Below are 12,620 nucleotides of genomic sequence, written 5' to 3' on the forward strand. Positions count from 1 at the left end.
GCAAGCAGTTGCTACCACAGAAAAAATCCGTAGACGAAAATGTCTACGGATTTTGTGCTATTTAGACTCAAATACGCGCCGATATTTAATTATATCTTCAACAGTAACCACTGGCATATTACTCTGTTCAGCAAAAGCTACTATTTCTGGCAAACGAGCCATAGTACCATCCGGATTAGTGAGTTCACACAGGACACCATAAGGACTTAATCCGGCAAGCCGCATTAAGTCGACATTAGCCTCTGTATGCCCTGGACGTTCCAGTACACCGCCTGCCCGTGCTTTTAAAGGAAATACGTGGCCTGGACGACGCAGGTGCTCCGGACATGCGTCAGCAGCGATCGCCGCTTTTATCGTTGCAACACGGTCAGCAGCCGAGACGCCTGTAGTAACACCACTTGCAGCTTCAACTGACACTGTAAATGCAGTTTGAAAATGACTGGAATTATTATCAACCATCATCTGTAAGTCTAATGCCTGTACCTTTTCTTCAGGTAAACATAGACAAACAATACCGCTTCCTTCGCGAATTAGCATTGCCATCTGCTTTTCAGTCAATGACTCAGCCGCAAAAAAAATATCTCCCTCATTCTCCCGTTGCTCATCATCGGTAACTAGAACTCCTCGGCCATTACGTAATGCATTAAGGGCCCGTTCCACTCGCTCTTGATAATCACCAAACTGTGTTAATAAGATCTGATTCAAAGTAGTCGCCTCCTAATTTTAGTCGACTCACCCGAATCAGGGCGTTTAGGGACAGACAGCTATAAGTAATATTATTTTTAAAATAATAGTGGCTAACTGTCTTATCCTCTTTCGTCCGGACTATTACCGTCGGCTCTGGCTTCTCACCAGATCTGCTGACCTCCTAGATAAGGAGCGCTCGCGGGCTCCCCAGTTACCTGGGATACCGCCGGTGGGGACTTGCACCCCGCCCTGAGAATAAGTCTATTTATAGAATACTACGTTTCCTTATATTGTCAAGTTTACGAATACGTCTACGGATACTTTCTACTCCCTGTTTCTCTGGACAGACACTACTGCGGCGATTACGAGAATAATACCGAGGAGTTGCCAATTATTCAGTTGCTCGCCAAAAAACATTATACCCACAGTCGTTGCCACTATGGGTTCCAAGGTTGCAACGATAGCGGCCCGGCCTGTTTCTATATAGGCTAGAGCAACAGTGTAGCATAGGTAGGCAAGAATGGTGGAAAATAGGCTGAAGCCAATGCTGTAGGCGACTACTGGCCAATGGAAAAGCAGCGTCCTCACTTCCCAAAGTCCACTTGCAGGTAACATTACCGCGGCTGCGAAGACGAATGTGTAAACCGTCACTGTCAACGCGCTGTAATGCCGCAGGGCGAATTTGCTAAAAACACTGTATAGAGCGTAGCCAAATCCAGCTCCGAGACCGGAAACCAGACCGTAAAGCGGCATTGCCCCTTGCGGACTAGGCAAAATTCCTACTACAAGAGCACAACCGAAGAAAGTAACGACAAGAGCAGCAATTTTTCCGGTAGTCAGCCTTTCACCAAAAAGAAGCCTGGCTAACAACAACACGAAAGCAGGAGCTGTATAGAGTAGAATGGCGGCCACCGCCACTGAGGTCTCACGCATGGCGGTAAAATAGCACCAATTGAAAAAGGCAATACTGAGTATACCTGTACCTATGAAGTACTTACCATGAGCTGGCTCGATTTTCAGCAATTGCCTATCTTTGATGGCAAAATAGAATGTCAGGATAATGGCGCTAAGGACTACCCGGATAGCGACGATCTGCAGTGTAGTAAAGCCGTATTCCGCCAGGCCTTTTACAAATATCGAGATAATACCCCACAAGGTGGCAGCCATCACGATCAAGGCATAAGCCCATTTCTTCATTTTTTGTCCCCGTTTCCTCAGTTTTGTATTGAATTGACATCTACCGCCGCTCAAACCAGGTGTCAAGCAGCCCTGGCTTATATCACGAATCTAGTAAACACCGTCGTACCAGCTGAGCTAGACTCTATAACGATTTTAGCCTGGTGCCTCGCAGCTACGCTATAGCAAACAGCCAGCCCAAGTCCGGTCCCTTGAGGCTTTGTAGTAAAAAACGGGGTACCTATCCGATCCCATAATTCATATGGTATTCCGGTTCCATTATCCTTTATCGCTAGAACTACTTCATTATCTTCCCTAAATGTTTTTATTTCTAATTCTCCAGACTGAATCATTGCTTCTAGGCCATTTCGCACTAAATTTAACAACAGCTGTCTTATTTCCTTCTCATCCATAGGTAAATCAGGTATTTCATTCAGGTTTAACCGGATGTTTTTATTTGTCATAATAGCATCGGCATATATTAAGGGCATCATCACATTGATTATCCGATTTAAATTATTTATTTTTTTATCGACAGATTTATCTTTAGCCAAAGATAAAAATTCAGTTATAATTTGATTCGCACGATCCAATTCTTCTATCATAGTACTAAATTGATTTCCATATCCCTGAAACTCCTGCTTTTTTTGTAGCATTTGTAAATATCCACGCACCGTTGTCATTGGATTTCTTATCTCATGCCCAATACTCGCAGCCATCTCACCTATCAAATGTAATCGGTCAATGCGAAATAACTCTTTTTCGAGATTCCTTTTCTCAGTGACATCTACATCCATACAGATAAACTCTTTTCCCCTATATAAATGTATGGGAAATATCGTTGAATAAACTGTTTTTTCATTACCTTCCTGAGTTCTTAAAACTCGTTCTTCAGGCCCATGTGGTTTATCACTATTACTAACAGCTTTTATCATTTTAATGATTTTACGTGCTGCTTCTCCCTCCAGCACTTCATTAACTTTCCTATTAATTACCGCACTGGATTTAAGTCCGTATATACCTTGTGAGGCGGCATTCCAGAACGTAATGTTACCATTTAAGTCATACCCCTGTATTGCAACACTTGGAATATTACCAAAAATCCGAAACAGTTCACAATCACTTTCTTCTAACTCTTTAGTCTGTAACTCTATTTGGCTAAGCTTAGCTAAGCCCATTTCTGCCAGCATTTCTGCAAGTTGAGTAAAATATAACATTATAGAGTCTAATTTATCTACTGAATAAATGGGAATCCTAGAAACAGCATCAAGATATTCACCTTCATCAAAATTGTATTTCTTCGCCTGATTTTTAAAATAGTTGAAATCAGGCTGCTCAAATAAAAACTGTCCTTGAAAAACTGTCGCTAAGTGTTCTCCACCAATTATTATAGGGGCAGCCGCATCTATTAATCCGTTCTCACATTTATACCATATAAAAGGATCTGCTGAACTCAAATGCCCCTTTATGTAGTCATCGCTCCGCCTACATAATCGTTCTGTTTGGGAGCTCTTTCTATGGAAATCCCGACATATTTTTTGCCAACCTACAGAAACGATAATATTTCCTTCGACATCAATGATACCTGACGGTATTCCTGTTGCCTTATAAAATGTTTCCATAAGTGTATTAAGTTTTTGAGTATCAACAAGATCAGAAAACTTATATTTCATACCCTCACTCCATAATACAATTAAATTTATTATGCCGCGGATTTACATTTTATTGTATAATTAGTCATTTTCCCCCTAATACCTTCTGACTTATTTACAATATAGTTATGCGAATGTGAAGTGCAGCGATTTATTAGGCATCTTAGCATAATTAAGCATAAAGGCTCCCATAAGAAAGCATAAAAAAACCGTAGACCAAAAACGTCTACGGTTACTAATTTTACATAGTAAATCATATTCTTCTCAGGATTCATAGCATACGGCTGCTCCGGTTTCCAACACACTTGCAATATATTTGGATACCTCGATATGCACCGGATGAACCAGATAAGCCTCAAAATCTTCCATTGAAGCAAATTGAGCAATTAAAACGAGGTCATAGGACGACGCGGTATGGCGTATGTTCACTTCGACTTTCAAGTCACGGAGAGTTTCAATTCTCCCCTGCATGCTCAGCAGCACATCTCTTGTCTTCGCAATGTTTTCACTGTCCCTTTGCTTTAACTTGAGAAGCAGATTGTTTGTTATCATTTTCATAGCCTCCTATCTTTTTGCTCCTTACTACCCGCCTCGAGCTCAATCACGGCGTAAGCGGTTTCGCGCCCGTTAACCAGCAGCGCAATCCGGTGCTCGCCCTGATAATGGCGGCGGGTCGTGAGGTCTGCCCAACGGTGCGTCCGCATACCAGTAAGGCGCGCTCCGCCGGGTACTGTTTTGTCGGACAGCAGGAACGATTTGCGCGATGTGCGCCCCCCGGCCTTAACGAAGTCGATCCCGTATTCGATGCGAATGCGTACCGGCTCGCCTTCCCGTATACGAAGCTCGTACCTCAGCTCGCAGCTCCCACCGATTGGCAGTACAGGTGGCTCTGCCGATAATGCGGCGAAGGTCGTAAGCGACGCCGCGCCTGCTGGTTCTGCGTAGCCGAACAGTGCCATGACCGCGGGATCGGCTTTGCGGATCAAGGTTCGGCAACCGTGCCGCACGATCCAGTCTGTGTGCGGATGCAGGCCTTTCCAGCGTCGGGCCGTTTCGAGCACGACCGCAGGATGATCCTTCGCGATGTCGTTTAGGTTGTTGGCGACGCTCTTACGCACATAAGGCGACGGGTCTGCCTTCAGCAGTTCCAGTACACGAAGAACCGGAATGGGGTCACGTTTGAACATAGGAAGCGACTCTCCCCACGGTAAGCGGGGCCGGCAACCCTCGCTTGCAAGCCGCCGGACATGCTCATTCGGATGCTTTGCCCACTCAGCCATCTGGCTCATCATTCGCTCCGGATCGCGCAATAGGAACGGCCTAACAGCAAATTCCGCGGACGACTTCACAGTAAATCGTTCCAGGGCTTTCATGGAAAGATCCCAGTGTTCTTCTGCCTGACCATACACTGCCACGAAATCCGGGAAGAACAGGTACGGAAATCCAATACAGTCTTCATCAATTGCGAATAGTATGTCCAGAGCCGCCTCGTAGCGGCTCGGCAAATACCTCCCAAGAGTCTCAGTGATTCGCCGCATACGGGCTTTCAGGGCAAGTTCGTCCCATGTATTATTTATCACCGCGGTGATAAACCCCTCCGTGTCAAAAGCATCGTACACGGCGTGCAGCCGCTCACTGAATTGATGCAAAAACTCCTCATTATAAACGGCCTTCAAAGGTTCTGACATCGTCTGCTTCCTCCTGATTATCTATCAATCACCAGTCAGCAGGATACTCAGCATGGTGATTTTCCGGCACTATCGAAGTCCTTAGTTCATCATTCCTTATCGTTTCTTTCATTATACAGAAGATAATAAGACATCTGTATGTCATATTAAAATCATTGTCCATAGACCTCTAGCGCTTGTTTCATTCTATCCACAATAATCTTCCTAATATGCTCCGGTTCTAGACCTCAACAAAGCTACGTAGTCCTAACCCTATTTACCCTCAACAATACCTACTTTATTTTTAAGGCCGTACATCTTACTATCCGCAATATTGATTAAATCGTCTATAGTTTTCGCATCACTAGGATAGATTGCATAGCCACTTGAAACAGAGATGTCTATTTGAAACTTTTTAGATAATTCCTGAAGCTCATTTTCAAATTGGTTAACGATTACTTTTATATCTTCTTCATCCGCATAAGGCGCAATAATCAAAAATTCATCGCCACCCCATCTAGCAGCTATATCACTTTTTCTTATGCTGGTTAAAAGCAATGCTGACAGTTCTTGTAACACCAAATCCCCTTTTTTATGACCATATCTGTCATTTATGGCCTTAAAATTATCACAATCCAAGATAACTATACTTAATTTTTCATTTTTTCTATCCATTTTGGCCAAAAGAGACGGAAACAATTCATCAACAAATCTTCGGTTATAAAAACCCGTCAAACTATCTTTTTCTGAATAGAATTTTACTTTGTCATACTGCTTACCGGCCCAAAAAGCAATAAATAATCCAATAATGCCAGGAATAGGTAGATTGCTAAATGAATAGTTTAAATAAATATAAGCATATATTCTTACTGCTATAATAGCTATTAGCATAATTATTAAGCCAGTTATTCTGCCTGTATATTTCATTTAGTCCCCCTTTTTATAAATAGTACTATGTTCACTGACAAACTTTATTTACTCTTCGTGAATTGATATTGTTTTCCTGCAAACTGACAACTCCTGCACCCCAATTACTAGAAGTTAACCTGTAACAATTAGCAGGCATAATGAATATTATGTTAATAGAAATATAGTGATGGAGGTATTTAGGATGAGTCAGGACGTTGAAATAAAAAGATTTAGATTTTTTGTATTACCGAATAATACAACAGGGAGTGTTTCCATACCTATCACACGGTCGCCAGCAACTACGACTTTGGCCTCTCTTACCCGACGTTCCGATTGCGATTCCGATTCCGCCGTATTATTAAGTGCAACTGTCGGCTGGGTGGCTATAACTGATGGAACTGGATTAGACAGGGTCGATGTGTTGTTTAAAATTTGGCGTGGCGCTCCTGTAACAGGCACTTTAATTTTCAGTGCGGATGATAGTGGAGAAAGTGGCTTTGACAGCAGGAAAGTTACCAGCTTTTCTCATGTCGATACCCGCTTCGACTTTCGGTCATCAAAGCCGCCCACCTATTTCCTAACAGCTGAATTGCCGGATACCGGCAGTGTCGCGACTGTTATTGGACCAATTACCTTTACCGCAACGGAATTTGAAATCTAGAAAGAAATCGAGGTCTCACGACTTTCTTCTACCCAAAAAGTTGACGGATGCGTAATCACACGTATCCGTTAACTTATATCCGTACTTGATGTTTGCAGTCTTTGGCTTAATGTATAACTTAACCAAATAGGTACATTTATTTTAAAAAAACAAAAACTTCAAGAGATTAGACTCTTGAAGTCTTAATTTATTATGTTGAGCTGGTACACCCGGGAGAACTCGAAGCACCGGTTGGCGTGGTTGCATAGATAGCCTTGCGCTCTATAGCAGAAACCATGACTTCAAGCAGTAGGGCGCGGTAGGGGATACCAGTTACTTTATGTACGTAATACCATTAGGTGTAACACTTAATAACTCAGGTCCCTCTTCAGTCATGACAAAGCTACTTTCGGTCCCTATCGCCCCTTCAGGGAACACAAATTTAGGTTCCAGAGCAAAAGTCATCCCTGGCACGATCGGAGTAGTAAGACCCTTAGCCAAGATAGGCCATTCGTCAAGCTCCAAGCCTATTCCATGGCCAATAAATTTGACCCTATCATCTTTGTAACCCATAAAGCAATCTTTGTACCCCAGTTCTTCTGCCAGTTTAGCGGACAATAGATACGGTTCTTCTGCCGACATTCCCGGTTTCATCGCTTTAAGTATTTCCGATTCAATCAGCAACGCATCTTCATATGCCTTTACTAATTTGGGGGCAAGTTCTCCGATACAAAATATTCTGGTCTGATCGCCTGTATAGCCTTGGATTACACACGTATAATCAATATAGATCACTTCATTCCGGTTTATCTTTTTCCAACCCGCCCCTTGAGGCTGGGACGGGCTAACCCCCATTCCGCCAACCGGCCCATCAAAAAAACTCGGATACGCGCCACTGTTTCCCGTACATAGATTGCCAAAAAATAAATCTTGGTTAAATGCCCGCATTTTGCAACAATTCGAATAACCGCGTTTACGCATTTCCGCCTCAAACAATGCAGCCACTTCAATCTCAAACATCCCCTCATGCAAAAAAGACGGAACCGCTAAAAATGCTTTGTCGATTACCCCTAATGCGTCACGGATAAGTTCTATTTCATACGGTGATTTGATCGCGCGAGTTTCTTTGATTGCTGGCGAAATATCACTGAATTCAGCATTGGGAAACATTTTTTTATAGGTATTATACAGATTGACTGGCAGCACATCTAATTCCATCCCTATTTTCGTAGGACTAGTATTATTGGCAGCTGCAATAATTCCAGCGATCTCTTTTGGAGTCTTAATAGAAATAATGTTTTTTAGTGGCGACTCTTGCTGAGCACGACTTAAACTTTTTTTCACCATGAGTAGCGGCTCGCCGTCGGCAGGTATATACAAAACAGCGTTTTGCACCGTACCAGTAAAATAAAACATATCACTGTTGAGTAAAATAATGGCTCCATTAAGCCCCTGTTCGCTTAACCTTCTTTGAAAACGATAGGTTCTTGCCTCAATTTCTGACTTTGGGGTAAAGTTCATCATACATTTCCTCCAGTCGAATAATTATCTCGGGCATCTCCGGGTAATGCTTGCCAAATATATAACTGACTGCTTTCGGTAGACATCACACCTAATTCGATCTCCGTTAATAATCTGCTCATATTTATAAATTCTTTTCGCATCATGTCGAATCCTATCTACGATGTACTAAAAAAACCCAGAAATATATAAATAATTTTCTGGGTTCTTTACTATGTTTTTAGTGGTAACCGCACAAAAAGAATATCATCTCTTGTTATAATTCCAGGCTTGAGATAATAATTTAATCCCCTTTTCCAATTCATCAGGATTCATCCTGCCAAATCCGAGTATTACTTGAGAAGGATAATTATTGTTATATTGATAAGTATCAGAGAGGGGGAATACTCGGACATTGTTCTCCAAGGCTCGACTGATAAGCTCCTTTTCGTCAAGAGAATTATCGACTAACTCTAATACAACATGGAGTCCCGCCCCCTGCCCAAGAATATTAACTCGACAGCTGAAATGACGGTCAATGGCTTGAATGAGCGCATCGTGTTTTCTTTTATATATTGTTCGCATCTTCCGCAGATGGCGTTCCCAATGTCCTTGCTTCATAAATTCGTATAGTGTTCTTTGTTCTAATAATGAAACTGTGGCGGCATAATTACGAAATATTTTATTATAAGCACTAAGGAATTGATATGGCAACACCATATAGCTTACTCGTAGAGCGGGAGATAGAACTTTGGAGAAAGTACCTACATATATTATGTTTCCTTTGGGGTGCAATCCTTGCAAGGCAGGAATTGGTTTTCCGTGATACCTGAGTTCGCTATCATAATCGTCTTCAATAATTACTCCCCCAACAGTTTCTGTCCAATTAATTAACTTTAGCCTGTTTTCCACAGGCATCACATATCCCAATGGAAATTGATGGGAGGGAGTAACATATATGACAGTGCTATCGGTATTTTTTAAATAGTCTAAGTTTATGCCGTTTGAATTTACGGGAATGAGACTGAGAGAAAAAGAATAATTTTGAAAAACCGATCTAGGAATCCAGTGACCAGGATCTTCAACCGCCAATGCTGAATGATTACCCCGCATGATTTGGGCTATGATGGATAAACTATCTTGAAGACCACAGCAAACAATAATTTGCTCAGCATCGCAAGAAACACCGCGAAAACGCTCCAGATACCGCTGAATCTCGCGGCGCAACTCAAGTTCCCCCTGGGGATTACAATATGAAGCAAATTGTTCAGGATCTTCCTGTAGACAATCTGTTAGCAATTTACGCCAAACTTTACTAGGAAAACTATCTGGCGAGAGACACGCTGGATGAAAATCATATGAATACGTTTTTTCATCTTCAAAAGCAGGTTCTATGAGAGTGGCCGTAGTTCGGCAGGGACGAGGAATGAATTCCTGGTCTAGTAATGAAATATAGTATCCACTTTGTGGCTTGCTGTGTATGAACCCTTCAGTACATAATTGTTCATAAGCATACTCTACAGTATTACGGCTAATAGATAATTCTGCCGATAAATGTCTAACAGATGGCAGCTTGGTGTATGGAATCAATTTTCCTGATAAGATTTGATTTTTAATCTGATCATAGAGTTTAACATGTAACGGCCGGCGATCTTTGCTATCCAATATAAACATAATTTCACCAACGATCATCTTTAATTCAGGAACTTTAAGCTATCGCCATTATATCTGGGTATGATAAGCAGTGTCAAGGTTACTAGTCGCAACTGACCCTGTATTATTTTGAAAAACTGCCTCTGTCATAGGGGGCAATTGCATTTTATAATATCAATATCTAGTTTTCTTGGTTAGACTTTGTCAACGAAAGGATGTATTATTATGCTCAACGAAAAATTACTGGCTATTCTTTCTCACCCTGTAGATGGATGCGTTTCTATTGTCACTAACGGTGCCGATGGTCCTCATTTAGTTAATACCTGGAATAGCTACATCGAAGTAACTCCTACTGACAAGCTCCTGATTCCAGCTGCCGGTTTTGTTAAAACTGAAAGAAACCTTTCAACCCACAACGAAGCAATCCTTTCCATTGCCAACAGAGAAGTCGAGGGTTACAAAGGCACAGGAACGGGTTTTATCGTGAAAGGAAGTACTCGTTTTTTGAACTCCGGTGAGGAATTTGACCGTATGAAGGAAAAGTTCTCATGGATTCGCGCAGTCATGGAGGTAACAGTAACATCTGCCAAGCAAATGCTTTAACATAAGTTCGGGATCTGTTTTAGAAAAATATCTTACCCGGCAATTTTCAAAGGGATATCCGCGCCCTCGCGCAGATATCCCTTTCCAGTTTAAACTAGCTGACCATACTTATTAATTATGCACCAGTTTTACTATCTATCATTTTTTCGGGTCTCTGAGTTATCCATCTTTTCCACCAGAAGTTTTTAGGCGCTTTGTCTTTAACAAAAACGCTTAGTAGAGCAAAATAAACATAGCTGCAATGATTGCCAGTATCATACCTGGCGCATTACGCTTGGCAACTTCCATCGGGTTAACTCCGGCAATGCCGGCACAAATAATCGTAGCGCCAGTAATTGGGGACATAGTGCGTCCAAGCGCTCCTCCTAAGGCAGCCATACTGCCCATATTGGCAACTTCCAAGCCGAATTGATTAGCATGAGGCGTAACTGCTTCGTTAAATGCAATAGCTGCGCCATCACCGCTACCGGCAATAATCGCCAGGGCAAAGGGACCAAAAGCAGCAGCAATTTTCACGATACCGGTAGATTTGATCAACGCTGCAATAAAGGCATCGACCAGCCCTAAAGCCTTCATGCCGCTGACAAAAACACCTGCCGCAATAATAATGCCCATAATCTGTGCATAAGCTGTACCCATTCCATCAAAGAAAGACTTAGTAATTTCCACTGGGTTTTTGCGTGTAACCCCTATCGCGATGATAGCACCGATCACCATGGCCTGCGGCACGCCCATTTTAAAAATCGGCACTTTTCCGGTCGCTCCCAGGATGAGCATGACAATCGGAATAATCGGTACAATCGCATAAAGCAGGTTTGTTTTCATTGCCGGAACGCTGTCCACATTCACAACCGCCATTTCGCTGCTGGCAACTAATTCTGACTGGGCTATTGCTTCGCTGCTTTTATACCCTTTATGTTCTTTTAATATGAAAGCTACTACGGTTACAGATATGGCAGCAATGACAACAGAAACAATATCAGCTATATAGTGAATACCAATTACACTCATAACATCCATTTTAGCCAGCTTTGCCACCACTTGGTTATGAGAAAGCCCTGGACTAAGCATACTGCCATAAGTACCAGATTTAACAGCGGCAGCAGCAGTTGCCGGATGAACGCCTGCCGACATTAACAATGGAATAAAAATAGCACCAACTGCGGCGGCAACTCCAGCCGCACTTGGCAACGCAATATTAATGGCAAAGGTCGCTAAAGTAGCGCCTGGAATCAATAACGCCTGAGCCTTACTCAGCCATTTAGCCACTAAATTAATTAGGTGTCTATCACACTCAGTAATTTTCATAACTAGTGCAAAGCCCATAACTGAGCAAACCGACTCAATCAAGCCGCCTTCGGTCATGCTCTTGGCAAACGCATTAAATGCCTCCATAGGTTTTCCAGCCAGTATGGCCATGAGGACACCGGAAGCCAATAAAATCAAGCGGGAATCATAACGTTTCAATAAGAAATAAATTGTCGCAACAATGATAATTACACCTAGTACAAGCATCATAAATTAAATCCCCTCTGCTTCCTTATGTAATAAAAATTTATATATTTACTATACGGCTATCACCCAAGCCTCCTTTCCGCCATACAGTAACTCACTAATTGTTATCAACGTTCCACGAGTACCCGCAGCCAAGTGCATTGCATCATGGCCAGCGCCTTAACGCCCCTCCTCATATACATAAAAAAAAATAGACGCCTAAGGGTTAACCCTCGGCGCCATTGCCATCATTGTGAACATTTTCATTTGTTAATGTTATATAGTTTAAGATAATTATCTACATATGTCAACCATATGTCTTTTATAATTTGAAAATGTCCTCCTATTATGTACGGAATATAATCTGACCCCATTATCAAGACACTGTTTTAAACATTCCCAGGTGGATACCCCACTGATTTAATAAAATATCCTCCAGTGGTAACGGTTTAAAACCATGATAAGTAAGCTTAAGCGACATTTAAGCATAATTCTCCCCAATCGAGTAGGAGCTGAGTAATTAATTTACTCAGCGACCTCTCACACCACCGTACGTACCGTTCGGTATACGGCGGTTCAATAGAATTAGTGTATTAATGAATATCTTTCACTTATGGTGATAAAGCCTAATTTCCTTAG

Annotated in this window: 11 protein-coding genes and 1 riboswitch; of the genes, 2 read left to right on the top strand and 9 right to left on the bottom strand. The window is 42.1% G+C overall.

What is annotated here, in order from left to right; translation table 11 throughout:
* Positions 1-57: 57 nt before the first annotated feature.
* The 6 genes from ribB to VN447_RS14280 form a co-directional block, all read right to left on the bottom strand.
* Positions 58-705 carry a 3,4-dihydroxy-2-butanone-4-phosphate synthase gene (gene ribB, locus VN447_RS14255; protein WP_325526010.1) on the bottom strand — a complete coding sequence of 216 codons (648 nt, stop codon included), beginning with the start codon at positions 703-705 and terminating at the stop codon, positions 58-60.
* 99 nt (positions 706-804) lie between these two features.
* A riboswitch (FMN riboswitch) is annotated at positions 805-948 on the bottom strand.
* 63 nt (positions 949-1,011) lie between these two features.
* Positions 1,012-1,884: a DMT family transporter gene (locus VN447_RS14260; RefSeq protein WP_325526011.1), complete on the bottom strand. Its 873-nt coding sequence runs from the start codon at positions 1,882-1,884 to the stop codon at positions 1,012-1,014.
* A 77-nt stretch (positions 1,885-1,961) separates the two neighbouring features.
* Positions 1,962-3,536, bottom strand: coding sequence for a PocR ligand-binding domain-containing protein (locus VN447_RS14265; RefSeq protein ID WP_325526012.1), 1,575 nt, complete (start codon positions 3,534-3,536; stop codon positions 1,962-1,964).
* A gap of 243 nt (positions 3,537-3,779) precedes the next feature.
* Complete coding sequence (locus VN447_RS14270; protein ID WP_325526013.1) at positions 3,780-4,067, bottom strand: Dabb family protein; 288 nt, start codon at positions 4,065-4,067, stop codon at positions 3,780-3,782.
* A 2-nt stretch (positions 4,068-4,069) separates the two neighbouring features.
* A complete protein-coding gene (locus VN447_RS14275; RefSeq protein ID WP_325526014.1) occupies positions 4,070-5,203 on the bottom strand; it encodes a DNA alkylation repair protein in 1,134 nt (377 codons plus the stop codon).
* Between the two features lie 252 nt (positions 5,204-5,455).
* Positions 5,456-6,109 (bottom strand): GGDEF domain-containing protein, encoded by a 654-nt coding sequence (locus tag VN447_RS14280; protein ID WP_325526015.1) that lies wholly within the window; start codon positions 6,107-6,109, stop codon positions 5,456-5,458.
* A 184-nt stretch (positions 6,110-6,293) separates the two neighbouring features.
* Between VN447_RS14280 and VN447_RS14285 the strand changes: the two genes are divergently transcribed.
* On the top strand, positions 6,294-6,752 hold the full coding sequence (locus tag VN447_RS14285; RefSeq protein WP_325526016.1) for a hypothetical protein: 459 nt from the start codon (positions 6,294-6,296) through the stop codon (positions 6,750-6,752).
* A gap of 312 nt (positions 6,753-7,064) precedes the next feature.
* On the opposite strand, the gene VN447_RS14290 is transcribed toward VN447_RS14285, so the two are convergent.
* Together VN447_RS14290 and VN447_RS14295 are read right to left on the bottom strand one after the other, a co-directional pair.
* A complete protein-coding gene (locus VN447_RS14290) occupies positions 7,065-8,255 on the bottom strand; it encodes a Xaa-Pro peptidase family protein (RefSeq protein WP_325526017.1) in 1,191 nt (396 codons plus the stop codon).
* 243 nt (positions 8,256-8,498) lie between these two features.
* The gene (locus VN447_RS14295; protein WP_325526018.1) at positions 8,499-9,905 is read right to left on the bottom strand and encodes a PLP-dependent aminotransferase family protein; all 1,407 of its coding nucleotides are present in this window, start codon (positions 9,903-9,905) and stop codon (positions 8,499-8,501) included.
* Between the two features lie 204 nt (positions 9,906-10,109).
* Between VN447_RS14295 and VN447_RS14300 the strand changes: the two genes are divergently transcribed.
* Entirely contained in the window at positions 10,110-10,487 is a 378-nt protein-coding gene (locus VN447_RS14300) for an FMN-binding protein (RefSeq protein ID WP_325526019.1), read from the top strand.
* 213 nt (positions 10,488-10,700) lie between these two features.
* On the opposite strand, the gene dcuC is transcribed toward VN447_RS14300, so the two are convergent.
* Positions 10,701-12,005 (bottom strand): C4-dicarboxylate transporter DcuC, encoded by a 1,305-nt coding sequence (dcuC, locus tag VN447_RS14305; RefSeq protein ID WP_325526020.1) that lies wholly within the window; start codon positions 12,003-12,005, stop codon positions 10,701-10,703.
* Positions 12,006-12,620 lie beyond the last annotated feature (615 nt).

The organism is Sporomusa sp. (assembly GCF_035561155.1).
Classification (GTDB): domain Bacteria; phylum Bacillota; class Negativicutes; order Sporomusales; family Sporomusaceae; genus Sporomusa.

What these genes read in the sequence shown, in the direction of transcription:
- VN447_RS14260 (WP_325526011.1), bottom strand. Translation starts at nt 1,884, where the DNA reads ATGAAGAAATGGGCTTATGCCTTGATCGTGATGGCTGCCACCTTGTGG.
- VN447_RS14265 (WP_325526012.1), bottom strand. Translation starts at nt 3,536, where the DNA reads ATGAAATATAAGTTTTCTGATCTTGTTGATACTCAAAAACTTAATACA.
- VN447_RS14270 (WP_325526013.1), bottom strand. Translation starts at nt 4,067, where the DNA reads ATGATAACAAACAATCTGCTTCTCAAGTTAAAGCAAAGGGACAGTGAA.
- VN447_RS14275 (WP_325526014.1), bottom strand. Translation starts at nt 5,203, where the DNA reads ATGTCAGAACCTTTGAAGGCCGTTTATAATGAGGAGTTTTTGCATCAA.
- VN447_RS14280 (WP_325526015.1), bottom strand. Translation starts at nt 6,109, where the DNA reads ATGAAATATACAGGCAGAATAACTGGCTTAATAATTATGCTAATAGCT.
- VN447_RS14285 (WP_325526016.1), top strand. Translation starts at nt 6,294, where the DNA reads ATGAGTCAGGACGTTGAAATAAAAAGATTTAGATTTTTTGTATTACCG.
- VN447_RS14290 (WP_325526017.1), bottom strand. Translation starts at nt 8,255, where the DNA reads ATGATGAACTTTACCCCAAAGTCAGAAATTGAGGCAAGAACCTATCGT.
- VN447_RS14295 (WP_325526018.1), bottom strand. Translation starts at nt 9,905, where the DNA reads ATGTTTATATTGGATAGCAAAGATCGCCGGCCGTTACATGTTAAACTC.
- VN447_RS14300 (WP_325526019.1), top strand. Translation starts at nt 10,110, where the DNA reads ATGCTCAACGAAAAATTACTGGCTATTCTTTCTCACCCTGTAGATGGA.
- dcuC (WP_325526020.1), bottom strand. Translation starts at nt 12,005, where the DNA reads ATGATGCTTGTACTAGGTGTAATTATCATTGTTGCGACAATTTATTTC.